Annotated in this window: 22 protein-coding genes and 1 pseudogene; 13 read left to right on the plus strand and 10 right to left on the minus strand. The window is 63.8% G+C overall.

Annotated features, from left to right (window positions below; translation table 11 throughout):
* The first annotated feature begins 5 nt into the window (after positions 1-5).
* The 4 genes from DIE23_RS16230 to acnB all read left to right on the plus strand — a co-directional run bounded on the left by DIE23_RS16230 (position 6) and on the right by acnB (position 5,271).
* Positions 6-614 (plus strand): glutathione S-transferase family protein, encoded by a 609-nt coding sequence (locus DIE23_RS16230; RefSeq protein WP_124613069.1) that lies wholly within the window; start codon positions 6-8, stop codon positions 612-614.
* A 152-nt stretch (positions 615-766) separates the two neighbouring features.
* Positions 767-1,648 carry an NmrA family NAD(P)-binding protein gene (locus tag DIE23_RS16235; RefSeq protein ID WP_124613070.1) on the plus strand — a complete coding sequence of 294 codons (882 nt, stop codon included), beginning with the start codon at positions 767-769 and terminating at the stop codon, positions 1,646-1,648.
* Between the two features lie 46 nt (positions 1,649-1,694).
* Entirely contained in the window at positions 1,695-2,153 is a 459-nt protein-coding gene (locus tag DIE23_RS16240; RefSeq protein ID WP_124613143.1) for a MarR family winged helix-turn-helix transcriptional regulator, read from the plus strand.
* Positions 2,154-2,685: 532 nt separating this feature from the next.
* Positions 2,686-5,271, plus strand: a complete 2,586-nt coding sequence (acnB, locus tag DIE23_RS16245; protein WP_124613071.1) for a bifunctional aconitate hydratase 2/2-methylisocitrate dehydratase — start codon at positions 2,686-2,688, stop codon at positions 5,269-5,271.
* Positions 5,272-5,528: 257 nt separating this feature from the next.
* Here the strand turns inward: acnB and DIE23_RS16250 are convergent, their stop codons facing one another.
* Both DIE23_RS16250 and DIE23_RS16255 read right to left on the minus strand, forming a co-directional pair.
* On the minus strand, positions 5,529-6,320 hold the full coding sequence (locus DIE23_RS16250; RefSeq protein WP_124599868.1) for an SDR family NAD(P)-dependent oxidoreductase: 792 nt from the start codon (positions 6,318-6,320) through the stop codon (positions 5,529-5,531).
* 80 nt (positions 6,321-6,400) lie between these two features.
* Complete coding sequence (locus DIE23_RS16255; RefSeq protein ID WP_124613072.1) at positions 6,401-7,165, minus strand: SDR family oxidoreductase; 765 nt, start codon at positions 7,163-7,165, stop codon at positions 6,401-6,403.
* A gap of 140 nt (positions 7,166-7,305) precedes the next feature.
* Between DIE23_RS16255 and DIE23_RS16260 the strand changes: the two genes are divergently transcribed.
* The 4 genes and pseudogenes from DIE23_RS16260 to DIE23_RS16275 all read left to right on the plus strand — a co-directional run bounded on the left by DIE23_RS16260 (position 7,306) and on the right by DIE23_RS16275 (position 9,753).
* Positions 7,306-8,250 (plus strand): LysR family transcriptional regulator, encoded by a 945-nt coding sequence (locus DIE23_RS16260; protein WP_124613073.1) that lies wholly within the window; start codon positions 7,306-7,308, stop codon positions 8,248-8,250.
* A gap of 436 nt (positions 8,251-8,686) precedes the next feature.
* Positions 8,687-8,968 (plus strand): hypothetical protein, encoded by a 282-nt coding sequence (locus DIE23_RS40190; RefSeq protein WP_124613074.1) that lies wholly within the window; start codon positions 8,687-8,689, stop codon positions 8,966-8,968.
* Between the two features lie 131 nt (positions 8,969-9,099).
* Positions 9,100-9,316, plus strand: a pseudogene (gene rpsU / locus DIE23_RS16270) (30S ribosomal protein S21).
* 152 nt (positions 9,317-9,468) lie between these two features.
* Positions 9,469-9,753: a hypothetical protein gene (locus DIE23_RS16275; protein ID WP_124613075.1), complete on the plus strand. Its 285-nt coding sequence runs from the start codon at positions 9,469-9,471 to the stop codon at positions 9,751-9,753.
* A 105-nt stretch (positions 9,754-9,858) separates the two neighbouring features.
* Here DIE23_RS16275 and rpsU (DIE23_RS16280) read toward each other — a convergent pair whose 3' ends face one another.
* The 4 genes from rpsU (DIE23_RS16280) to DIE23_RS16295 form a co-directional block, all read right to left on the minus strand.
* Entirely contained in the window at positions 9,859-10,071 is a 213-nt protein-coding gene (gene rpsU, locus DIE23_RS16280; protein ID WP_124613076.1) for a 30S ribosomal protein S21, read from the minus strand.
* A gap of 430 nt (positions 10,072-10,501) precedes the next feature.
* Complete coding sequence (locus tag DIE23_RS16285) at positions 10,502-10,726, minus strand: hypothetical protein (protein WP_124613077.1); 225 nt, start codon at positions 10,724-10,726, stop codon at positions 10,502-10,504.
* A 278-nt stretch (positions 10,727-11,004) separates the two neighbouring features.
* Positions 11,005-11,208 (minus strand): cold-shock protein, encoded by a 204-nt coding sequence (locus DIE23_RS16290; protein WP_008919208.1) that lies wholly within the window; start codon positions 11,206-11,208, stop codon positions 11,005-11,007.
* A 569-nt stretch (positions 11,209-11,777) separates the two neighbouring features.
* On the minus strand, positions 11,778-12,380 hold the full coding sequence (locus DIE23_RS16295; protein WP_124613144.1) for a J domain-containing protein: 603 nt from the start codon (positions 12,378-12,380) through the stop codon (positions 11,778-11,780).
* Between the two features lie 363 nt (positions 12,381-12,743).
* Here DIE23_RS16295 and DIE23_RS16305 point away from each other — a divergent pair, with 363 nt between their 5' ends.
* Positions 12,744-13,964: an ISL3 family transposase gene (locus DIE23_RS16305; RefSeq protein WP_124613078.1), complete on the plus strand. Its 1,221-nt coding sequence runs from the start codon at positions 12,744-12,746 to the stop codon at positions 13,962-13,964.
* A 46-nt stretch (positions 13,965-14,010) separates the two neighbouring features.
* Here the strand turns inward: DIE23_RS16305 and DIE23_RS16310 are convergent, their stop codons facing one another.
* Positions 14,011-14,934 carry a LysR family transcriptional regulator gene (locus tag DIE23_RS16310; protein WP_124613079.1) on the minus strand — a complete coding sequence of 308 codons (924 nt, stop codon included), beginning with the start codon at positions 14,932-14,934 and terminating at the stop codon, positions 14,011-14,013.
* 67 nt (positions 14,935-15,001) lie between these two features.
* On the opposite strand from DIE23_RS16310, the gene DIE23_RS16315 reads away from it, so the two are divergent.
* The gene (locus DIE23_RS16315; protein ID WP_124613145.1) at positions 15,002-15,619 is read left to right on the plus strand and encodes a LysE family translocator; all 618 of its coding nucleotides are present in this window, start codon (positions 15,002-15,004) and stop codon (positions 15,617-15,619) included.
* A gap of 49 nt (positions 15,620-15,668) precedes the next feature.
* The gene (locus DIE23_RS16320; RefSeq protein ID WP_260436083.1) at positions 15,669-15,797 is read left to right on the plus strand and encodes a hypothetical protein; all 129 of its coding nucleotides are present in this window, start codon (positions 15,669-15,671) and stop codon (positions 15,795-15,797) included.
* A gap of 88 nt (positions 15,798-15,885) precedes the next feature.
* On the opposite strand, the gene DIE23_RS16325 is transcribed toward DIE23_RS16320, so the two are convergent.
* Together DIE23_RS16325 and DIE23_RS16330 are read right to left on the minus strand one after the other, a co-directional pair.
* Complete coding sequence (locus DIE23_RS16325) at positions 15,886-17,310, minus strand: PLP-dependent aminotransferase family protein (RefSeq protein WP_124613080.1); 1,425 nt, start codon at positions 17,308-17,310, stop codon at positions 15,886-15,888.
* Positions 17,311-17,975: 665 nt separating this feature from the next.
* Complete coding sequence (locus tag DIE23_RS16330) at positions 17,976-19,388, minus strand: PLP-dependent aminotransferase family protein (RefSeq protein ID WP_124613081.1); 1,413 nt, start codon at positions 19,386-19,388, stop codon at positions 17,976-17,978.
* Between the two features lie 231 nt (positions 19,389-19,619).
* Between DIE23_RS16330 and DIE23_RS16335 the strand changes: the two genes are divergently transcribed.
* Together DIE23_RS16335 and DIE23_RS16340 are read left to right on the plus strand one after the other, a co-directional pair.
* Positions 19,620-20,849 (plus strand): FAD-binding oxidoreductase, encoded by a 1,230-nt coding sequence (locus DIE23_RS16335; protein ID WP_124613082.1) that lies wholly within the window; start codon positions 19,620-19,622, stop codon positions 20,847-20,849.
* Positions 20,850-20,885: 36 nt separating this feature from the next.
* Positions 20,886-22,040, plus strand: coding sequence for a branched-chain amino acid ABC transporter substrate-binding protein (locus DIE23_RS16340; RefSeq protein ID WP_124613083.1), 1,155 nt, complete (start codon positions 20,886-20,888; stop codon positions 22,038-22,040).
* Positions 22,041-22,070: 30 nt separating this feature from the next.
* On the opposite strand, the gene DIE23_RS16345 is transcribed toward DIE23_RS16340, so the two are convergent.
* Positions 22,071-22,982, minus strand: a complete 912-nt coding sequence (locus DIE23_RS16345; RefSeq protein WP_124613084.1) for a hypothetical protein — start codon at positions 22,980-22,982, stop codon at positions 22,071-22,073.
* Between the last annotated feature and the right edge of the window lie 3 nt (positions 22,983-22,985).

Consider the following 22,985-nt stretch of genomic DNA (forward strand, 5'->3'; position numbering starts at 1 on the left):
TGCTCATGGCAACCCGTCTTTATGGAGCACGAACAGGCAACTGCCGCAGGGCAGCCATTGCGCTGGCGGAGGCCGGCATTGCGTATTCGGTGAGCCAGGTAGACCTGAAGGCGGGCGCGCACAAGTCCGCCGCGTTCCGGGCGCTCAACCCGCGTGGCCTCGTGCCCGTCATGGTGGAAGACGGCGATACCGGCCCCGACCTGGTCCTCACCCAATCGAACGCGATCATGTTCCATGCGGCGAGACGATCCCGGGAACGCCTGGTGCCCGAGCAAGGCCGGCAGTCGGCCGTGTTCCTCGATCGCCTGTTCTATTTCGTCACGGAAGTGATCGCACCGAACGGCAGCGCTTTCGCGCTTGCGCAGCAAGGCGACGAACCGGGCGCCCGGTTGCTGGCCGGTCGCTCGCTCGACGCGCTCGTTCAGGCCGAGCGATTCCTGACCGACAGTCCGTATATCGCCGGCGATACGTTCACGCTCGCGGACATCGCCGCATACACGAGCGTCTTCGCCGTGACGCAGGATCTCGACTGGTCCGCGCTGCCCTTCCTCGACGCGTGGTACGCGAGGATCGGTGCGCGGCCCGGCGTCGTCCGGGGCATGGCGGCGTTCTAGCGGCGCACGGCGCCGGGCGCCGCCACGCGCCGACACGTTTCGACCATCGCCGTACTGGTGCCGCCCCGAATTAAAAACTTGCACATGAGAGCATATGCTCCTATATTGATTGACAGGAGCATATGCTCTCAATTTCACAAAGGGATTCAGCCATGAACGACACATCGATTCTTGTCAGCGGCGCAACCGGCCGCACCGGCGGCGCAGCCATCGACGAACTGCTGCAGATGGGCAAGCGCGTCCGCGCCTACGTGCGCACGGACGATGACCGCGCAGCCGCCCTGCGCGCGCGCGGCGTCGACATCGCCGTCGGCGATTTCACCGACATCGACGCGATTCGCGCCGCGATGGAAAGCGTCAGCGCCGCCTACTTCCTGCATCCGATCGCACCGGGCATTCTCGGCGCCGCGGCCTATTTCGCGCAGGCCGCGAAGGAAGCCGGCGTCGGCGCGATCGTCAACATGTCGCAGATTTCGGCACGGCGGGAATCGACCAGCCACGCGGCGCAGGACCACTGGGTGTCCGAGCGCGTGTTCGACTGGTCGGGCGTCCCGACGACGCACCTGCGCCCCACCTTCTTCGCGGACTGGCTCGTGTATCCGCACTTCGCAAAGGAAATCCGGGCCACGAGGAAGATCACGTTTCCGTTCGAGGACGGACGCCACGCGCCGATCAGCGCGGACGATCAGGGCCGGGTCATCGCACACCTGCTGGCGAACCCGGCCGGCCACGGCGGCCAGACCTACACGCTTCACGGCCCGGTGGAACTGAACCACACGGAGATCGCCGCGCTGATGAGCGAAGTGCTCGGCGTCGAGATCGAATATGCGCCGACTTCGATCGAGGCATTCAAGGAAAAGATGGAGCAACTGTACAAGTTCCCTCCGTTCCTCGTGCAGCACCTCGTCGAAGTCGCCCAGCACTATCGGGAAGGCATCTTCCGGGGCACCAACGACGTCGTCGAGAAGATCACGGGTACCCCCGCGCTGTCGGTGCCGGCCTTCATCGAGAAGTACCGCGGCGCTTTTGCGTGACAATGCGCTTGAACCCGGCAATCGGCCGACGTCAAGGAGAAGAGAAATGCGGGCGAAAAGCCAACCCATCGGTGTGGATCAATGCAATTGCTTTACGGTGAGGAAGGCCGCCCGTCAGATCTCGCGTCTTTACGACGCGCATCTCCAGCCGTCCGGCCTGCGCATCACGCAGTTCCTGATCCTCGCGACGTTGAACGAGCGTGAGAGCGCGTCGGTCAACGTGCTGGCCGAGCGTCTCGACATCGAGCGCACGGCGATGGGAAAGATGATCGGTGTGCTGGAACGGGACGGCTTCGTCACGATGCGGCCGTCCCCGGAAGACGGTCGTATCCGCATCGTCGAACTCACGCCGGAAGGAACCAGCCTGTTCGAACGTGCCGCACCGCTGTGGCGTGAAGCGCAACATCGGTTCAGCACACTGAACGGTGCGGAAAACGTGGATGCGCTGCGTCACAGCCTCGTGGAGATGAAAGTCGGCACCGATGCGCCGTCCATTCCGGAGTGACGGGCTTTCCGGGGGTATTAGACCGTTCCGTCGCCCCCGTCGCGGGCACCGAACACGCCCGCGCCCATCGATCACGCGGTTCGCTCCCCTGACCGCATGAACCGCCCGCCGCTCGCGATCGCGAGCGCACCGGACAGGATGCGCAGGCCATCGAGGACCCGCGCCCGCCTTTCCGCATGGTGGAATCCGTACCCTGCGGGGCCCGCGCGACGTCGACGGGCGCCGCGGGTCCCGGGCCCGGCAGCTTGCCGTGCCATCTTCCCGCCTCCACCCGCAGTTGCCAGCATGCCCGCGCAGCCCACGGCGCCGAGGCTCCCGCACACGCCATCGTGTTCAGCCCGCCGATCGCGCCGCGCCGCGCAACCGGCCATCCCATGCCGGATCGGCAACTCTTATATAAGACATAAGACATTTGACGCTTCACTATATTGCGATTAGAATCCCGTCCAAGCAGTGAAGCAGTGTCCGGAACAGCAGCCTCGGCGTGCCTGGAAAGCCCTTCCCCTGAAACGCAATCTCAGCAGGTCCCCCCATGCTTGAAAACTTTCGTGCTCACGTGGCCGCCCGCGCCGCGCTCGGTATTCCCCCCCTGCCGCTGACGGCTCAGCAAACCGCCGAACTGGTGGAACTGCTGGCGAACCCGCCCGCAGGCGAAGAGCAGACGCTGCTCGACCTGATCACCTACCGCGTCCCCGCCGGCGTCGACGAAGCCGCCCGCGTGAAGGCCGGCTTCCTGGCCGCCGTCGCGAAGGGCGAGACGGCCTGCCCGCTGATCTCGCGCGAACGCGCGACCGAACTGCTCGGCACGATGCTGGGCGGCTACAACATCCAGCCGCTGATCGAGCTGCTGTCCGACGAAGCCGTCGCGGCCGTCGCGGCCGACGCGCTGAAGAAAACCCTGCTGATGTTCGACCAGTTCCATGACGTGAAGGAACTCGCCGACAAGGGCAACGCGCACGCGAAGGCCGTGCTGCAGAGCTGGGCCGACGCCGAATGGTTCACGAGCCGTCCGGAAGTGCCGGAAAGCCTGACCATCACCGTGTTCAAGGTCACGGGCGAAACCAACACCGACGACCTGTCGCCAGCGCCGGACGCCACCACCCGCCCGGACATCCCGATGCACGCGCTCGCGATGCTGAAGAACGCGCGCCCCGGCATCACGCCGGAAGAAGACGGCAAACGCGGCCCGGTCAAGTTCATCGAATCGCTGAAGGAAAAGGGCCACCTGGTCGCCTACGTGGGCGACGTGGTCGGCACCGGCTCCTCGCGCAAGTCGGCCACCAACTCGGTGCTGTGGTTCACCGGCGAAGACATCCCGTTCGTTCCGAACAAGCGCTTCGGTGGCGTGTGCCTCGGCGGCAAGATCGCCCCGATCTTCTACAACACGATGGAAGATGCCGGCGCGCTGCCGATCGAGCTCGACGTGTCGCAAATGGAAATGGGCGACGTGGTCGAACTGCGCCCGTACGACGGCAAGGCGCTGAAGGACGGCAACGTGATCGCCGAATTCCAGGTCAAGTCCGACGTGCTGTTCGACGAAGTGCGCGCCGGCGGCCGCATTCCGCTGATCATCGGCCGCGGCCTGACCGCGAAGGCGCGTGAAGCGCTGGGCCTCGCGCCGTCGACGCTGTTCCGCCTTCCGCACCAGCCAGCCGACAGCGGCAAGGGCTTCTCGCTCGCGCAGAAGATGGTCGGCCGCGCATGCGGTCTGCCGGAAGGCCAGGGCGTGCGTCCGGGCACGTACTGCGAACCGAAGATGACCTCGGTCGGCTCGCAGGACACCACGGGCCCGATGACCCGCGACGAACTGAAGGATCTGGCGTGCCTCGGCTTCTCGGCCGATCTCGTGATGCAGTCGTTCTGCCACACCGCCGCCTATCCGAAGCCGGTCGACGTGAAGACGCACCAGACGCTGCCGAACTTCATCAGCACCCGTGGCGGCATCGCGCTGCGTCCGGGCGACGGCGTGATCCACTCGTGGCTGAACCGCATGCTGCTGCCCGACACCGTCGGCACCGGCGGCGACTCGCACACGCGCTTCCCGATCGGCATCAGCTTCCCGGCAGGCTCGGGCCTGGTCGCGTTCGCGGCCGCCACCGGCACGATGCCGCTGGACATGCCGGAATCGGTGCTGGTCCGCTTCAAGGGCACGATGCAGCCGGGCGTCACGCTGCGTGACCTGGTCAACGCGATTCCGCTGTACGCGATCAAGCAGGGCATGCTGACGGTCGCCAAGCAAGGCAAGAAGAACATCTTCTCGGGCCGCATCCTCGAAATCGAAGGCCTGCCCGACCTGAAGGTCGAGCAAGCGTTCGAACTGTCGGATGCGTCGGCCGAGCGTTCGGCAGCCGGTTGCACGGTGCACCTGAACAAGGAACCGATCATCGAGTACCTGAACAGCAACATCACGCTGCTGAAGTGGATGATCGCGCAGGGCTATCAGGATCCGCGCAGCCTGCAGCGCCGTATCGCGGCGATGGAGCAGTGGCTGGCCGACCCGCAACTGCTGTCGCCGGATGCCGATGCCGAATACGCGGCCGTCATCGAGATCGACCTGGCCGACATCCACGAGCCGATCGTTGCGTGCCCGAACGACCCGGACGACGTGAAGACGCTGTCCGACGTCGCCGGCGCCACGATCGACGAAGTGTTCATCGGCTCGTGCATGACCAACATCGGTCACTTCCGTGCCGCGTCGAAGCTGCTGGAAGGCAAGCGCGACATTCCGGTCAAGCTGTGGGTCGCGCCGCCGACCAAGATGGACCAGAAGCAGCTGACGGAAGAAGGTCACTACGGCGTGTTCGGCACGGCCGGCGCCCGCACCGAAATGCCGGGCTGCTCGCTGTGCATGGGCAACCAGGCACAGGTGCGCGAAGGCGCGACGGTGATGTCGACGTCGACCCGCAACTTCCCGAACCGCCTGGGCAAGAACACGAACGTGTACCTCGGCTCGGCGGAACTGGCGGCGATCTGCTCGCGTCTGGGCAAGATCCCGACCAAGGACGAGTACATGGCCGACATGGGCGTGCTCAATGCCAATGGCGACAAGATCTACAAGTACATGAACTTCGACCAGATCGAAGACTTCAAGGCAGTCGCCGACACCGTGCAGATCTAAGCATGCGGTCGAGCCGCGGCGGGTCGTACCCGTCGTGGCGACACGCAATGGCGCCGCAGGCTGAATGCCTGCGGCGCCATTTTTTTTGGTTCTTCGTGAATTTCCGTGGACGTCGCTTGCCGCAACGGCCGTTCACGATCGCGTGGCATCAATGGCCGTTTCGTGGGGTATAGCGGCCCGCGGGTGCATTGGGCCGAGGTTTCCAAAGTTGTCTCGGTCAATGTCCCGATGTGACCGTGCTGCTGTCGGCCGGGGTTTTAAAAGGCGCTCTTTATAACGCCCCCATCGGCTCGCAACGCGGCTCCCGTTGTGGCCGATGAAAGCGGACTGGCGATATAGGCCACGAGCGACGCAACCTCCTGCGGCGAACCGAATCGCTTGATGAGCGATGTGGGGCGGACCCTCTCGAAGAACTCCTGTTCGAACGCTTCAAACGATTTGCCGTCGGCGCTTGCAAGAGCCTCCACGAACTCGCCCACGCCACGCGATTTCGTCGGCCCCGGCAGCACGCTATTGACTGTAATGCCAGTGCCGGCAACGGCTTCGGCGAGCCCGCGCGACACGGCAATCTGCGCGGCTTTCGTCATCCCATAGTGGATCATTTCGGCTGGAATCTGCACGCCGCTTTCGCTCGAAATGAAAATAATGCGCCCCCAGTTGGCACGCTTCATCGCGGGCAGAAACAGGCGAGCGAGGCGTACACCGCTCAACACGTTGACGTCGAAGAAACGCGACCAGTCGGCATCGGGGATCTCCTCGAACGGTTTAGGCTCGAAGATACCGAGGTTGTTGACGAGGATTTCGACGTCCGGATAGCGCGTTGCGAGTTCATCGGCCGCCGCAGCTGTGCCAAGATCGCCTGCAAAACCCGATACATCGCTGCCCGTCTCGGCTTTTAGCTGTGCGACCACGTCATTCACCGATGACTGCGAGCGGCCATTCACGATCACGCGCGCGCCCTCCCGCGCCAACGTGCTGGCGATAGCGAAGCCAATGCCTGCGGTGCTGCCGCTTACCAATGCGAGTTTGCCTTGCAGATTCAGGTTCACGAGTCGTTTCCTTTTTGCATGAGTGGAGTAAAACTGGCGGCATCGCCTCGTATGAATCAGATGCCGACTGCGGAGAGAGATCACGTCCGGGTAATGGACGCGCCACCGTCGACGAGTGATGCCGTACCGGTCACAAATGACGAATCGTTTGACGCGAGATAGAGCACCGACCGGGCAAGTTCCTCCGGCTTTGCAACGCGCTTGAGCGCATGCAGGCCCGTGACGAAGGCCTGCGATTCGTGGGTGTCGTTCATACCGCGATACATGTCCGTGTCGACGGCGCCCGGCAACACCGCGTTCACGCGCACGCCTTGCGCGCCATATTCGGCAGCCAGTGCCTGCGTCAAGCCGATCAGGCCGGCCTTGCTCGCCGCGTAGGCCGCGGTGCCGGGAAACGCGAACGAGTAACCGACGAACGTCGACGTGAAGATGATCGATCCGCCGCCTTGCTTCACCATTTCCGGAATCTGATGTTTCGCGCCAAGGAAGGCGCTCGTCAGGTTGGTCGACAGCGCGGCATTCCAGCCTGCTTCGGAAATACCGGTGCTCGGCCCCATCTCGCCGAGCGTACCGGCGTTGTTGTAGGCAATGTCCAGGCGGCCGAAGCGGCTCACCGCGAGCGCGACCAGCGCCTTCGCGAAGTCCTCCGATTGCACGTCACCCGCCAGATATGCGGCTTCGCCGCCTTCGCTGACGATCTCCGCAGCGAGCGTTTCAAGTTCCGCCGCGCGCCGCGCCGCGAGGACCACCTTGGCGCCTTCCTTCGCGAACAGCTTTGCAGTCGCACGGCCAATTCCTGCGCTGGCACCCGTGACGATCGCGACCTTGTCTGTCAAGCGTTGCATTGTCAATCTCCTGATGGACTTCATCGGCCAGTGCCCTATGCGTTGGCCCGTGGAAAGCAATATAGGCTTCAGTTCTGATAGTAGAAAGGTAGAAAATATGGTTCTATCATTCAGCTTTTGTGAATGAACCGAGGTGTTTGATGGATCGCCTGCGCGCCTTCGAGGTTTTCGTGACGGTGGTGAGCCGGGGCGGCTTCGCGCGCGCCGCGGACGCGCTCGGCAAGTCGCCCGCTAATGTCACCCGTTATGTGAATGAACTGGAGGCACATCTCGGCACGCGCTTGTTGAATCGCTCGTCGCGCACGCTTTCTCTTACCGAGGGCGGCGAGACGCTTTACGCCCGTTGCAAGTCGATCCTCGACGACGTTGCCGAGACCGAGGGTCTGGTGTCATCGGCGTCAGTCGAGCCGCGCGGACGGCTACGCATCAATGCCCCCGTAAGCTTCGGCATTTTGTATCTGGCGCCGTTGTGGCCTGAGTTCATGCGGAAATACCCGGGAATCGAGCTCGACGTTGGCCTGATCGACCGCGTCGTCGATATCGTGGATGAAGGCTACGATCTCGCCATTCGTATCTCACGCGCCGGTTCGACCAGTCATGCGGCCCGCAAACTGGCGACGTCGCAAAACATCCTGTGTGCGTCGCCGGCCTATCTGGCTCGTTTCGGCGTTCCGGCAGGTCCAGCGGACCTGGTCGGGCACCGCTGTATCGGCTATACGTATGCGGCCACGGGCGACGACTGGCAACTGATCGACGCGCGCGGCAAGCTTCACTCGGTGAAGGTCGACTGTCACATGCATACCAACAACGGCGATACGGCACGCACAGCCGCCCTCGCCGGACACGGCTTGATCTGGCAGCCCACTTTCCTGATCGGCAACGATCTCCGCGAAGGTCGGCTCGTTCATGTGTTGCCTGAGTACCGCTTGCCGGATATCGACATACTCGCGCTGTATCCGAGCCGTCGGCATCTGAGTGCCAGAGTGCGCGTCATGATCGATTACCTGGTCGATGCGTTCGGTGGCGTGCCCCCTTGGGACCGAAATGACGGAAATTGGGCAGGCGCCACGCCGGTGACGAATTGACAGCTCATCCAGAACATGCGTCCGCCATGTTCGCGCATTCAGGTTCAGTGAGTGCGTGATCATTCCGCACCGTGGCGCACAGACATTATGGCGACTCGGGCCGGCCATTGACTCTGCCTGGGACCGATCTGGAAATGCCAACAGTATCCGGATACGGCGTTCGCGCGAAAGTCCGCCTTCTCGGCGCGCGCGACATTCGAATGCCTATGCGAGGGAACCGGCCGGCGTCCGCAATTGGCCGGCTACCGACCGACTCGGTTGGCCGGAGCCGACCCATCTCTGCCACTCGCTCAGCGGCCCGCTCAAGGGCAGCTTCTAGGGACAATCAGCCGTTCAAATGACTGGGCACAAGGGTCCTAGCGTCGTCGATGCGTCGGTCTTTTCGCGCGACAAAAGGCGTGTATAGTCAGGTATCCCCTTGTCGGAGAAAATTGTCATGTCGACTCTACAACCGAGCATCTACAAGGGGTTCGAACTTTATCCGTTGGTATTTTCGCGCCCGTTCACCCGTTTTGATGCGCATTCCAGGTACGCGGAAGGCTATGACGTTGCGGTACGCATTTGTCGAGCCGGGGTCGGGCCACACGGTAGCCGTGTGTTTCGGCTCCAGTTGGAGGACGCCGTCTCCGACTTCGGAGTAGCCAGAAGGACCGCCTATCAGCGAGGCAGAGAAATCATCGACGGAAAAGTGAATGGCGCATCCGTTGCCGACTTGTAACTAGCTCACGCACCAACAGCGACGAAAATCCTCCACACGTTCGTATCTGAGGCCGACTACGTCGTTCGAGGCGAGCGCAAGGATTGATTTGACGACCAACTCCCAAGCTAAATGAACCGCTCGAAGTCGCGCTGCGCCGCTTCCGCAGCGGCCATTGAAAATACCGGTTTGGTGAAGGAACTGCGAGCGCGGATGGCTTATGAAAAACCGACGGCCGAACGCAAGCGTAAGAAGGCAACTGCCGTTGCGCGGCAACGCCAGCGCGAAGTGGCTGCGGTCCGGGGCCACGTCGGCAATGACGTAACGCACAGAAGACACGGATCGTCGCTGTGTCGATACGGCCTGTAGGGGATACAGCAAGCACGGCCCGATATCGGCGCTGCCCCCCCGCCCACGCGACAATTCGTTTCGGGCGGACGCTCAATCAGATCGAACGGCAGTCGGAAACGGTCAGAACAAGCCGCTCATACGATGAAGGCCGGACGAAGCCGGAGCAGCAAATGAGAATCGACCGACATTCCGTGCCTCATTATCTGGTTATTCGAACTGGTTGCGCGCCCTACGTCTTGAATGCTGATCGCCGGTTGCTTCGCCGCGAAGCGAGTCGCCAATTGTGCGCGTTCGCCAAGGCGCGCGGCAAGCTGACGTCCATCGAGGACGTGCTTTGGGATAGCTTCGCCGAAATCGAAGGCTTCTCAATGACCGAACGTCAGTGCCCGTGTTTCTACACCCTGGTTCAAGGAAATGAGACCGAGCACCAACTGCGATTGTTAACTACTCTGTGACGTCGCAAGGGCCCTGGTTGCCTGTTCCCCCAATGCGGAGGTTACGCGAGACGCTCGGCTGGGCACTAGACGGCCGCTTCAGCATGGCTGCCCGGCAGTTCCCGGTCAGTACCGCTTTTTCGGCGGCAACGACCGTTTGATCTGCTTGCGCACGCGTGCCACTGCAGCAGCCTTTTTGCGTTTCCGTTCTGCCGTAGGTTTTTCATAGGCTGTCCGGGCACGAAGCTCTGGAATTAAGCCGGTGCGCTCGATAGCGCGACGGAAACGGCGTAATGCAACTTCCACGGGCTCGTCGGGTTTCAGAATTACGGTAGTCAATTTTTTCCTTTGTTGACATCCGGCAGCAATGGCCAATGGTGATGTGGATGTGCACGCAGCGTCGTGGCACAGGTAGGTACGCGAGGGGATTGGTCAGACACAGCGGCTCGCAATACCGGTCTGATGCGAGTTGGGGCGTACAGTCCAGCGAGCACTGTTACCGCTGGCCTCACTGGACTACCAATCAAAGGAAGATACGCGACCAACCAACACGCGTCTTTTCGATGCTGTGCGAAGCGAACTAGTCCCGTATTGTAACCGAAGGCCGCCATCTGCCCCGCCACTATCGGCGGGGCCAGAAGGAAGGGGTGTTGTCAGCCATGCGTGCCGGCGATGCGCAGTTCGGGATCCCGCGTGATGTTTGGGCGCGCTTGTTGCATCTACCCGGGTGCCTCAGATGCGTTGTGAGTTTCGAGCCGTGGCGTCGTCTTTAACCGCGCGTGTCGACCCAGTTGCGTGCCCAGTGGGTCGAGTGCTGCAACGCCTGATCTTCACTCTTGAAGTAATCGAGCGAATAGAACCAGTAGCGGCCTTCGGCTCGCGCACTATCGATGCGTTCGAGCAGCAGGTTGGATGAAAAGCTACCGTCGGGCAAACAATGCGCCGAAGGTTGGACGGCATAGCCGTTGTATTGTTGAATTTGTTTGTTCTGCATTTTAATTTTAATGATATTTGAGTGCGCGCATGCCGTGCGAAAAGTGCACGGGTGCGCCGATTCAAAGCCATTCGAGCCGAATTCTGAAGCAGTCGAAAAGCGAAAAATGGCGTTGAAACCTGAGGGGAGAATGAGGTGCGACGAGGCGTATGGCGCTCGGCAAGCTGCTCAATAAACAGATGCCAACCAGGACCGATCGCGCCAACTGAGGGAGGCAAAGCTCCGCGAGGGTGTCGCTGCAACCCGGCATCCGTCGCGGGAGGCCGGACCCTTCAACTTTACAGCGGCTTGATGTTAGCCGCTTGCAGTCCCTTCGGGCCTTGCTTCGTTTCGAAGCTCACCTTCTGATTTTCAGCCAGCGTCTTGAAGCCGTCGCCCCTGATTTCGGAAAAGTGAGCGAACAGGTCGTCGCCGCCCTTGTCCGGGGTGATGAAGCCAAAGCCTTTGCTGTCGTTGAACCACTTAACGGTGCCGGTATCCATGAAGAATCCTTGAGGAAAAATACGAAGATTTACTCTGTTAAAGAGTGTGTGAAGCTTCAAGGAGGGAGAGGACAACGAATACCGCTGAGGAGCGAGCAATTGATGAACAGCAATCGAACTTCTTGAACTTCGAACGAAACGGTACCCGCCGGGTGGTGCCAGCGTCAATACTTATCTTGTAACCGTTCCACTAGGCGGCCCGTTCTGCAGACGAAGCAATGCGTCCTGCCTGGTTGCGCACCCTTGCCTGGCATGGCGCGCAGGTTAGATGGAGGTGGCGGGCAGGCACAAGCTTAGGAAGGCACCGCACCTACTGCGACGGGATCGAACAGACGGAGCTGCACACCGCACCCTCAAAATTTCTATCAGATCAGCGGACTGACTGGCCGTTTCCAAGGCACAGCCGACGCCGGAATGACTGGGCTGCGTTCCAAGTGAAGGGCGCTTGATGGCCGAATACTGCCCAATTAGCCGTCAATTCATGAAGCAGTCGATCAAAAAACCGCCCCCGAAGATGGCACCGATCGCGGTCGAGTTCTGCGTTCGCAGAACTGGTCACACACCAAGGCTCACCGGCGCAGCCCGAACACGCCGTGCCAGAGAGCGCTGAAAAAGTCCGTATGCGCGTGTTCGCCACTCCTTCGCGCGTCGCTCTTTGGCGCCTGCGCCGATGCCGCCTGTGTCGCCCTCTCGTCGCATTGCGGCATCTGCTCATCACGCTCCCCGTCCCGCGAGGCGCCCGGCTGGCGCGACGCATGCAACTCGACCACGCTGCCGGCAATGCGCTCGGCGAGTTGAACATCGCAATCACGGCCGAGCAGAACACCGAACACGACGTCGCGGTTGTGCCCTTGCTCGGCGAAGCGCATCGCACATGCCACGAACCGCGCATATTCCGCTTCGCGCTCCGCGTTCAAGCGCTCCTCTTCTTCGCGAAGCCGTGCGTGACGGAGCATTTCCTCTGCGTAAGCGGTGTCATAGACGCGGCGCAGCTCCGGGTCCGAGAGAATCGCGTATGCCTCCTTTATCTCCTGAAATCGCGCATGCGCGTCCGCTTCGCACCCGACGTTGCGGTCGGGATGCGCTTTCATCGCCGCCTTTCGGTAGCCTCGCTTGATTTCCTCGTTGGTCGCGTTCTCGCACACACCGAGCAATTCATACATTGTCGTCATTGTGCGTCGGGATGAAAGTCGGATCGCGTTGATCGTAGCATGTCGCCGCAGCACCAATCCGTCGGGTTGAGAATTCACCGGGTTCTGAACACCCTGAGTGCAGGTCAGGAGCGCTTTGGCAGATGACGGAATCTGAATCATTCTCATCGGAACGGCCGTTTGCCGACTGGAGCGGTCGCTCGAGTGTCCGAATGTGCATGCAGGCGAACGGCGCTTCATGGCCGAACGCCGACGCTCCTCCCCGGTGTTCCCCCGGAAATCCGCGATGAACCATTTTTTTTGGGTTCATCGTAGGAAACCGTGGAGGGTTTGAAGGCGATTGCGTAACCTGACGCCTGACTTTAAGGACGTCAGGAGAAGCAATTGCTCGATCGCAAGGCACTGCAGGCACTGGGCTGCTGGACGGGTTACCGGCTGGAGCGTGTGGAATGGCCGGAAGGCGAAGGCCGCACGCTGTCGCTGTATTTAAAGCCGGTCAGCAAGATCATGTACTGCGAGCAATGTGGGGCACGCTGCCAACAGATCCACGAAACAACGGTTCGCCGGGTGCGTGACCTGCCGCTGTTCGAGTACCGGGTGGTGCTGCACGTTCCCCGTCGTCGGGTCTGGTGCGAGAGCTGCGGCGGCCCGCGACTGGAGAAGCTGGCGTGGCTGGGCCGCTACCAGCGAGTGACGGAGCGCTTCGCCAAGGCCTGCGAGAAGCTGCTGCAAGCGGCCAGCGTGCAGGCGGTGGCGGCCTTCTACGACCTGGGCTGGCACACGGTCAAATCGATCGACAAGATGCGCCTGCGGGCGCGCGTGAGCGAGCCCGACTGGTCAACGATCCGCTATCTGGCGATGGACGAATTCGCGCTGCATAAAGGGCATCGCTACGCCACGGTAGTGGTCGAGCCGATGAGCCGGCAGGTGCTCTGGATCGGACAGGGACGCTCACGCGAGACTGCCCGTGCCTTCTTCGAGCAGCTTCCCGAAGGCGTTGCCAAGCGTATCGAAGCGGTGGCGATCGACATGACCACGGCCTATGAGGTGGAAATCAGGGAACAGTGTCCGCAGGCGGAAATCGTCTTCGATCTGTACCACGTCGTGGCCAAGTACGGCCGCGAAGTGATCGATCGGGTGCGAGTGGACCAGGCCAATCAACTCCGACATGACAAGCCGGCCCGCAAGGTTCTGAAGTCCAGCCGCTGGTTGTTGCTGCGTAATCGCCACAACCTCAAGCCGGATCAAGCCGTGCACCTGAAGGAATTGCTGGCGGCCAATCAGTCGCTGTTATGCGTCTACGTGTTACGCGACGAACTCAAGCGGCTCTGGTTCTACCGAAAGCCAGCCTGGGCACAAAAGGCTTGGGAACAATGGTTCGAGCAGGCTCAACAAAGCGGGATCGCCGCCCTGCAAAAGTTCGCCGAGCGCTTGCAGGGCTACTGGCACGGAATCGTGACTCGCTGCCGCCATCCGCTCAATACCAGCGTCGTCGAAGGCATCAACAACACCATCAAGGTCATCAAGCGTCGGGTCTACGGATACCGCGACGAGGAATACTTCTTCCTCAAGATCCGCGCCGCGTTCCCCGGTAATCCGCGATGAACCTTTTTTTGTGTCGCCGGCATCGCGCAACGATCCGGCTCACACGTCAGGCCATCGTCCTCAACCAGTCGAGCAGATCCGACTGCGCGCTGCCGTCCTTCACAGGCTCCGGCGTCAGCAGACAATAATGCGAGCCGTCTTCGACGAAACCCATCGGCGCGACCAGGACACCGCTTTCGAGGTCGTCGCGCACGAGATGCCACGGACCGATCGCGACACCCAGCCCCGCAACAGCCGCCTGAAGGCTGAAATAGAAATGGTCGAACACCTGCCCGCGTCCGCCACCCGCCGGCTGATGCGCGGCCACCGCCCATTCCTTCCATGCGTCCGGCCGCGTCCGGGTATGCAGTCGTGGCGCGCCCCGCTTCAACGCGCGACCGTCGCGACTGCCGGAAAACCACGTCTCTACGTTATCCGGCCGGCACACTGGACCGACGCTTTCCGTGAACAGCTTCTCGGCGTGATAACCGTCGGGCCACGCAAAGTCGTTGCGGCGGATCGCCATGTCGATACCGTGGTCGAACGAGAACGGGCCGCCCGCCGCGGCGAAATGGATATCGATGCCCGGATGAGTCGCCTGGAAGTCCGGCCAACGCGGAATCAGCCAGCGCATCAGCAGCGTGGGCTCGCACGACAGCACCCAACGCTGCGCACGGGCCGCCTCGGTCCGCAATTCATGCGCGGCCTGTCTGATCAGATGCAGACCGTCGTGGACGGCCTGCGCCAGCTTGCGGCCCGCATCGGTCAGAAAGACACGACGACTGCGCCGCTCGAACAACGCCACCCCCAGATCGTCTTCGAGCAGACGCACCGCGCGACTGACGGCGCCGTGCGTCAAATGCAGTTCATCGGCGGCACGGCTGAAATGCTCATGGCGCGCCGCCGCTTCGAAGCAGCGCAGGGCCATCAACGACGGTAGATTGGCGCGAATTTCATGTGAGTCAGACTCACCACTCTGGTCAGAAATCATCGTTTTTCCTGATGAACGTTGATCCATAATATTGACGCATCACGATGAACTTCAAAAGGACGATGCAATGACGGAATGGATAGTCATAGTCACCATTACTCTGCTGGCCGTCATCAGCCCCGGGCCGGATTTCGCGATGGTCACGCGCAACAGCCTGATGCTGTCGCGCCGGTCGGGCTTGCTCACCGCGTGGGGGATCGGACTGGGCGTGACGGTACACGTGAGCTACACGCTGCTCGGCGTGGGCCTGCTGATCCGTCAATCCCTGTGGCTTTTCGATGCCGTCAAGCTCGTCGGCGCGATCTACCTGATCTACCTCGGCGCGAAGATGCTCGCGGCCAAACCCGCTGACGGTCGGCCCGCGACGCAGGCCGCGCCGCTGTCGGATCGCGCGGCGCTGCGCACCGGTTTCCTGACCAACGCGCTGAATCCGAAAACCACCGTGTTCATCGTCAGCCTGTTCATGCAGGCCGTCCGCCCCGACACGCCATTGTTCGTGCAGATCGGCTACGGCCTGTTCATCGCGCTGGCGCACGCGGGCTGGTTCAGTCTGGTGGCCGTCTGTTTCTCGGCCGAGGCGGTCCGTGACCGTTTGCTGTCCTTACGTCACTGGATCGACCGCACCTTTGGCGTCCTGCTCGTCGGCTTCGGGGTGATGCTCGCCGTTGCGCGCGGCAGTCGCTGATCGACGCGCTCCTGTCCAGCGTCACACGGCGCTGATCGAGGCAACCGGCGTGATGTTCACGCCGGGCAGCGCGCTCGACATGGAAGGCTATGTGCGGATCGGCTACGCCGACAGCCGGACGGTGCTCGAGCAAGGGCTCGCGCGCGTGTCGGCGTTCCTGCGCACGAAGGCCGGTTGATCGCCACGCGCCCACGGTCGGGCCCGCGGTTCAGCCCGGATATCGGCATCGAACAGGCCGGGGCAGGCGACGCGCACCGGCCTTCGCTTCACTTCATGCACGACGCCGCCAGCTTCCCCACCGCGATCACCGCCTGCTCGATCTCCGGCGACCACGGGCTGCTGTAGTTCAGCCGGATGAAGTTCCGGTAGTTGTCGGTGATCGAGAACATGTAGCCGGGGCCGATCGTGATCCCCTGCTCCAGCGCGAGCTGGTACAAACGCATCGCATCGACCTGCGCCGGCAACTCGACCCACAACACGTAGCCACCCGCCGGGCTCGAGATGCGCGTGCCCTCCGGGAAGAACCGCGACACCATCGCACGCATCAGGTTCGCCTGCTGCGCATACGCCTTGCGCAAACGCCGCAGGTGATGCTCGTAACCGTCGCGTTCGAGAAACTCGGCGATCGCAAGCTGCGGCAGCGACGGCGTCGCCAGCGTGTTCAGGAACTTCAGCTTCTCGACCTGATCGCGATACCGGCCCGGCAATGCCCAGCCGATCCGGTAGGCGGCCGTGAGGCTCTTAGAGAACGACGCACAATGCAGCACGATCCCGTTGCGATCGTAGGACTTCAGCGCGCTCGGATGCGATTCGCCGAAATACAGTTCGTTGTACACGCCGTTCTCGATGATCGGCATGTCGACCTTCGTTGCGAATTCAACCAGTTCGCGCTTGCGCTCGTCGGGCATCTGGAAACCGAGCGGATTCTGGAAGTTCGGCATCACCATGCATGCGGCGATCGGCTGCGACTTCGCGATCGCCGCCAGCGCCGCGATGTCGATTCCGTACTCCGGATGCGTCGCGACCTCGATCGCCTTCATCCCCATCCGCTCGATCGCGTGCAGCATCGCGTAGAACGTCGGCGACTCCACCGCGATCGTGTCGCCCGGTTTCGCGACCGCCTGCAGGCACAGGTTCATCGCCTCCGTCGCGCCGACCGTCACGATGATCTCGTTCGGATCGACCGACATGCCGTTCTCGAGGTAGCGCCGCGCGATCTGCCGGATCAGGCGCGGATGGCCCGGCGGCAGCCCGTCCGTCACGCCCCACAGCGACTTGTCGCGGCCGGCCGCATACGCATACCGGTTCAGCTTCTCGAACGGAAACAGGCTCGGGTCCGGGTACGGCGAGCCGAGCGGCACGGCATCGTCCGTGCCGATCGAGCGCAGCGTCGACAGCACGAGCCGGCTCATGTCGACCGACGACGAGATCGCGATCGGCTTCGACGGCCTCAGCTCGCGCACCGGCGCGTGATTGTCGTCGCGACGCAGGTTCACGAAGTAACCCGACTGCGGGCGGCTTTCCAGCAGCCCGCGGCTTTCGAGCAGCAGATACGCATGCAGCACGGTCGTGATGCTGATCCGGTGCTGCTGGCTCGCCTGCCGCACCGACGGAATCCGGTCGCCGTGCCGGTACACGCCCTGGCGGATCAGGCGCTCGATGTCGTCCGCGAGTTTTTCGTAGAGCTTCATCGCATGCTCCCCGCCGGCCTGCGCATGCGCGCCGCCGTCCCGTGCGCGTCCGATCCGCGCGTGTGCTGCCCGCCGATCGGGCTGTCGTTCGGCCTGATTGCTCCCTCCGGTTTTGCCTTTTCCATCGCAGTGGCTCGCTTTTGAAAATGCGCCGGGAGGCCCGTGACGTCTGGGCCTGCGGCACTGTGCACTTGATGATGGAATCTTAAGAGCAGAACAGTTGGCGAGGGGTACACACATCGAATACGCACACAAGAGTACAGTTCGGCGCGAATTTGCGATTTCGAGCGAACTGTACGTCTTAGGAATTGGCGCGGTGAACGGTGATCGGGAGGCAAAACCATCCGACGCGCAGCGCTGTCGGCGCCGGCCGGCCATGCCGTGCCGCCATGAACATGGCACCGGAACGATGCGGCGTGCCGCACGTGCGGTCAGCGAGTCTTGAGGATGAAGGGGCCGGGGCGAGATGCGGCTCCGTCCCGTGACGCAAGGCGCTCAGGCTGCGTGCCGGCGCCCGGTGTGAGGATCGACGTCGACCTGCCCGATACCGGCAGCAAACCGGCAGCAGCAGCCGTTGCACGCGGCACCGTGGTGGCCTTGCGACGAGGCGCTGCTGCAGCGGATCGTCGACGCCATCGCGGGGTTGCCGGCGTGAGCGGCGCGCGTCAGATCGAACCGAACAGCGCGCGCGGTCGGTCCTTCAGCGTGCCGGCCAGAATCCGCAGCCCGTTCACGAGCTCGTCGCGCGTCGCCGGGCAAGCGAGGTTGATGCGCACGCCGTGCTCGATTTCCGCGCGATCGACCGCGAACGTCGACGACGGCATCACGATCACGCCGCGCGCCTTCGCGTTCGCGGCGAAGTCGTCGGCCCGCCACGGCGGCGGCAGGCGCAGCCACACGAACATGCACGCGGGATCCGACTTCAGGTGACCGGCCGGCAGCAGTTCGCGCGCAAGATCGACGCGCGCGCGGATCTCCGCCAGCTGCGCGCTCGTGATCCGCTCGGCGGTGCCGTTCTCGATCCACACCGTCGCGATCAGCATCGACATCGGCGCGGGCATCCACGCGGTGGTCCGCACCGCTTCCGCGCACAGCGCGACGCTGTCGCGCGGACAGCTCAGGTAGCCGAGGCGCAGCCCGGGCGCGAGGATCTTCGACGTCGCGCCGATATGGAACGTGAGCTCGGGACACAACCCCGCGATCGCCGGCAGCCGGTCGCGCACGAGCGGCCCGTACACGTCGTCCTCGATGATCGTCACGTGATGGCGGCGCGCGATGTCGACGAGCGCCATGCGGCGCGCGAGGCTCATCGTCGTCACGGTCGGGTTCTGCAGGTTCGGCACGACGAAGATCGCCTTGACGGGCATGCGCTGGCAGATCCGCTCGATCTCGTCGGGCAGCAAGCCGTCGTCGTCCGCCGGCGCGCTGACGATCTCGAACTGGAACACCGGCGCGAGCGCCTTCAGGCCGTAATACGTGAGCCGGTCGGCGACGATCACGCCGTCGGTGCCGATCAGGCTGTTGAGCACCGCATAGAGCCCGTGCTGCGCGCCGCTCGTGACGACCACCTGGTCGGGGGACGGCGTGAAGCCGGGCGCGGCAAGCCATTGCGCGCCCGCCGCACGCGCCCAGTCGGGGCCCTGCGGCGGCTGGTATTCCTGCAGCGATGCAAAACGCGGATCGGCTGGCAGCGTACCGAACGTCTGCGCGAGGCTCGCCAGGAATTCGCCGGTCGCCGGCCGGTTCACCGTCAGGTCAATCACCCCGTTGCCCGCCGCGAGCGACGCACGGGCCGGCTCAATGCTCGGCATCGCGCCGCCGGTGACGAGCGACCCGCGCCGCTTGCTGCCGATCACGAGGCCGCGCAGCTGCAGCTCCTTGTATGCACGCGACACGGTCGACACGTTGATGCCGAGCTCGGTCGCGAGCTGGCGCTGCGGCGGCAGCCGGCTGCCCGGCGGGTACATGCCGTTGCGGATTTCCGCCTCGATCGAGCTCGATACCTCGACATAAGTCGGCCGCTTCGCCTGCGTCGGCGCACCGTCGTCGCGCTCTCCGGAAAGTTTGTCTGCTGCCATGTATCGCCTGTGCCCACACAAAAAGCGTTTGTCTGCCGTCTAAACCTGTCCAGCGATTGTATATGACATCCCCGTCCGGTCAAACGTCTGCCGAAAAGTCTGTTGAATCAGCCAGTTCCAATCGGGTAAACGTTAGCACCACACAATCGATTTTTGATTGCACACAAAAAATTACTGTGTGATTCTTAATCCCATCTTTGTGTGAACCAGGTGTGCCGAAGGAGAGGCGTCATGGCGAACATCGCCATCGTGGGTGCAGGCTTCATCGGGCTCGGCGCGGCGGCATGGCTGCAGCGCGACGGGCATCGCGTCACGCTGTTCGACCCGGCCGGCGTCGGCCATGGCGCGTCGTTCGGCAACGCCGCGACGTTCGCGCCGTATGGCTGCGTGCCCGTCAACGGCCCGTCCGTGTTCCGCGACATGCCGCACTTCCTGTTCGCCGCCGACAGCCCGCTGCGCATCCGCTGGCCCTACCTGCTGCGCGGCGCGCCGTGGCTCGCGCGGTTCCTCGTCGCGTCGACGCCGGCGCATCACGCGCGCAGCGCGAGCGCGCTGGCCGCGCTGCTGTCGCGCGCCGCCGACGGCTATGCGCCGCTGCTCGCCCCGTCGCGGCTCGCGGCATTCGTGCGGCCGCGCGAATGCCTGTACCTGTATGCACGGCAGGCGTCGTTCGACGCCGCGCAACCGTCGCTCGCGTTGCGGCGCCGGCTCGGCGTGCCGTTCGATACGCTCGACGCGGACGCGATCCGCCGGCTCGAGCCCGCGCTCGCGCCGATCTTCACGCGCGGCGTGCTGTTCCACGGGAGCTGGCATTTCTCCGATCCGTGCGGGTTTCTCGGCGAACTGTTCGCGCATCTGGCAACCGGCGGCGCGACGCTCGAACGTGCGCAGGTCGACCGGATCGAGCCCGTCGGCGACGGCGTGAACCTGCATGCGGGCGGCGCCGCGCGCCGCTTCGATCATGTGGTGATTGCCGCCGGCGCCCGCTCGCGCGCATTCGCCGCCGCGTGCGGCGACACCGTGCCGCTCGATACCGAGCGCGGCTACCACGTGCAGTTCGCCGCGCACGAGCAGATCGTCACGCGGCCGGTCGGCTGGGCCGAGCGCGGGTTCTACATGACGCCGCTCGACGAAGGATTGCGCGCGGCCGGCACCGTCGAGCTCGGTGGCTTCGACGCCGGCATGAACCGTTCGCTGATCGCGCTGCTCACGCGTTCCGCGCGCGAGGCGCTGCCGTCGCTCGGCGCGCCGACGCGCAGCTGGCTCGGCTTTCGGCCCACGCTGCCGGACGGCGTGCCCGTGATCGGCCGCGCGCGGCGCAGCGAGCGTGTGATTCACGCATTCGGCCACCAGCATCTCGGCGTCACGCTCGCCGGCATCACCGGGCGGATCGTCGCCGATCTCGTCGCGCAACGCGCGCCGCCGCTGGATCTGACTCCATACCGGGCCGCGCGATTCTGACGCGCGCCGCGACTTCCACCACTGCAAGGAGGCATCATGAAACGTCGTAACTGGCTGGCATGGCTGGCCGTCTGCTCGCTCGGCACGGCCGCAGCCGCATCCGCGTACGGCGCGGACCCGGAAACCGTCAAGATCGGCTTCGCCGGCCCACTGACGGGGCCGGTCGCGCGCGTCGGCAAGGACCTGCAATACGGCGCGCAGCTCGCGCTCGACGAGGAGAACGCGAAGCATCCGACCATCGGCGGCAAGCCCGTGCGCTTCGTGCTCGACGTACAGGACGACCAGGCCGATCCGCGCATCGCGATCCAGGTCGGGCAGAAACTCGTCGACGACGGCGTGGTCGGCGTGATCGGCCACTACAACTCGGGCTGCAGCATCCCCGCGTCGGCCGTCTACAGGCAGGCGAACGTCGCGATGATCACGCCCGGCTCCACCAATCCGCAACTGACGATGCAGGGCTTCAAGAACGTGTTCCGCACGATGGGGCACGACGGCGTCGGCGGCGTGGTCGCCGGACGCTTCGCGGTCGAGCAGCTGAAGGCGAAGCGGATCGGTATCATCGACGACCGCACCGCATTCGGCCAGGGGCTCGCGGATGCATTCGAGAAAGGCGTGAAGGATGCGCACGGCACCATCGTCGGCCGTGAATACACGAACGACAAGGCGGTCGATTTCCGCGGCATCCTGACGACGATGAAGAGCAACAACGTCGACCTGCTGTTCTTCGGCGGCCTCGACGAACAGGGCGCGATGCTCGTCAAGCAGATGCGCTCGCTCGGCATCCGCGCGCAGCTGTTCGGCGCCGGTGCGCTGAAGAGCAATGCGTTCCTGAAGATCGCCGGCAACGCGGGCGAAGGCACGCAGGATCTCGAGCCGGGGCCAGCGCTCGACAAGCTGCCGTCCGCCATCGCATTCGCGCAGCGCTACAAGGCGCGCTTCAACCAGGACGTCGAGCTGTATGCGCCGTTCGCGTACGACGCGGCGCTCGCGATGATCGCGGCGATCCACAAGGCCGATTCGGTCGACCGCGGCAAGATCGTCGCGAGCCTGCCGGGCGTGTCGGTCACCGGTGTGACCGGGAAGATCTCGTTCGACGAGCGCGGCGACCTGATCAAACCGCCCTACACGCTGTTCCGCGTCGAACAGGGACAGTGGCACAGCATTCGCACGGTCGGCGGCGCGTCGAACTGATCGACGCCGAGCAGCCGGCAGCAGGTGGCGTCATCGCGCCGCCTGCTGCCGCTGCACCTCCTGCGCTTTCATCTGCAGATACGCCCCCCGCTCGACTTCGTGCAGTTGCTGCGGATACTGCTCGGTCGCGTCGAACCAGCGTGCGAGGCGCTGGTCGAGCGGCTTGTCGAGCGTCGCGAGATACGTGTCGATCGCGAGGTAGTAACGCATCGTGTTGCGCTCCAGCAATCCGCGCACGCCGCCGATATATTGCGGCTGCGCGGCCGATGCGCCGCTGGCGACCGTGAACCCGACCTTGTCGCTTCCGACCGTCGCGAGGTAGGTCTTCATCGCCATGCGGCCGACCGTGCCGAAGCCGTACGAATACGTGAGGTGCAGGAACGTGCGCGATGCGCCGACCGGCACGGCCTCCAGCGCGATCCGGTAGTCCTTGGTGCCCATCGGGCCGCTGTCGGCGGTCAGGTCGACCTGGAAGTAGTCGGGCGTCGCGGCGGCCACGCCATAGCGAAACTGCACGCGATAGGTATCCGACAGCTTCTGCTCGATCTTGCGGCCGAGGTTCACGTCGAGCACCGGGCCGTTGCTGCCGGTCGACGCGTGACAGTACTTCGTGTTCAGGTGCAGGATCAGCACCGCGCACCAGTTCGCGGGGCCCTGCGCGGGGTCGTTGAGCTTGCCGCTCACGACGGAGAACGGGTAGTCGACGACCGCGTAGATGTCGCCTTTCAGCGACGACGATGCCTCGGACGACTCGAGGTAAAGCGGGCGATGGAACGGGTTGTTCTTCAGTTGCTCGCCGAGGCTGTGGTAGCGGTCGAGCAGCGCCGCCGCGCCGTCCGCGCCGAACGACAGCGCGCTCCAGCCGACGCATAGCGCCGCGACCAGCGCGCGCCAGGCGCGGCGCGCGTATCGCGGGGCTTGCGGGTGTTCGGATGTCTCCATTCT

The organism is Burkholderia sp. Bp9143 (assembly GCF_003853645.1).
Lineage (GTDB): Bacteria > Pseudomonadota > Gammaproteobacteria > Burkholderiales > Burkholderiaceae > Burkholderia.

Bases quoted from the DNA above. Each gene is read 5' to 3' on its own strand.
- DIE23_RS16230 (WP_124613069.1), top strand. From the start codon at position 6: ATGGCAACCCGTCTTTATGGAGCACGAACAGGCAACTGCCGCAGGGCA.
- DIE23_RS16235 (WP_124613070.1), top strand. From the start codon at position 767: ATGAACGACACATCGATTCTTGTCAGCGGCGCAACCGGCCGCACCGGC.
- DIE23_RS16240 (WP_124613143.1), top strand. From the start codon at position 1,695: ATGCGGGCGAAAAGCCAACCCATCGGTGTGGATCAATGCAATTGCTTT.
- acnB (WP_124613071.1), top strand. From the start codon at position 2,686: ATGCTTGAAAACTTTCGTGCTCACGTGGCCGCCCGCGCCGCGCTCGGT.
- DIE23_RS16255 (WP_124613072.1), bottom strand. From the start codon at position 7,165: ATGCAACGCTTGACAGACAAGGTCGCGATCGTCACGGGTGCCAGCGCA.
- DIE23_RS16260 (WP_124613073.1), top strand. From the start codon at position 7,306: ATGGATCGCCTGCGCGCCTTCGAGGTTTTCGTGACGGTGGTGAGCCGG.
- DIE23_RS40190 (WP_124613074.1), top strand. From the start codon at position 8,687: ATGTCGACTCTACAACCGAGCATCTACAAGGGGTTCGAACTTTATCCG.
- DIE23_RS16275 (WP_124613075.1), top strand. From the start codon at position 9,469: ATGAGAATCGACCGACATTCCGTGCCTCATTATCTGGTTATTCGAACT.
- DIE23_RS16285 (WP_124613077.1), bottom strand. From the start codon at position 10,726: ATGCAGAACAAACAAATTCAACAATACAACGGCTATGCCGTCCAACCT.
- DIE23_RS16290 (WP_008919208.1), bottom strand. From the start codon at position 11,208: ATGGATACCGGCACCGTTAAGTGGTTCAACGACAGCAAAGGCTTTGGC.
- DIE23_RS16295 (WP_124613144.1), bottom strand. From the start codon at position 12,380: ATGACGACAATGTATGAATTGCTCGGTGTGTGCGAGAACGCGACCAAC.
- DIE23_RS16310 (WP_124613079.1), bottom strand. From the start codon at position 14,934: ATGATTTCTGACCAGAGTGGTGAGTCTGACTCACATGAAATTCGCGCC.
- DIE23_RS16315 (WP_124613145.1), top strand. From the start codon at position 15,002: ATGACGGAATGGATAGTCATAGTCACCATTACTCTGCTGGCCGTCATC.
- DIE23_RS16325 (WP_124613080.1), bottom strand. From the start codon at position 17,310: ATGAAGCTCTACGAAAAACTCGCGGACGACATCGAGCGCCTGATCCGC.
- DIE23_RS16330 (WP_124613081.1), bottom strand. From the start codon at position 19,388: ATGGCAGCAGACAAACTTTCCGGAGAGCGCGACGACGGTGCGCCGACG.
- DIE23_RS16335 (WP_124613082.1), top strand. From the start codon at position 19,620: ATGGCGAACATCGCCATCGTGGGTGCAGGCTTCATCGGGCTCGGCGCG.
- DIE23_RS16340 (WP_124613083.1), top strand. From the start codon at position 20,886: ATGAAACGTCGTAACTGGCTGGCATGGCTGGCCGTCTGCTCGCTCGGC.
- DIE23_RS16345 (WP_124613084.1), bottom strand. From the start codon at position 22,982: ATGGAGACATCCGAACACCCGCAAGCCCCGCGATACGCGCGCCGCGCC.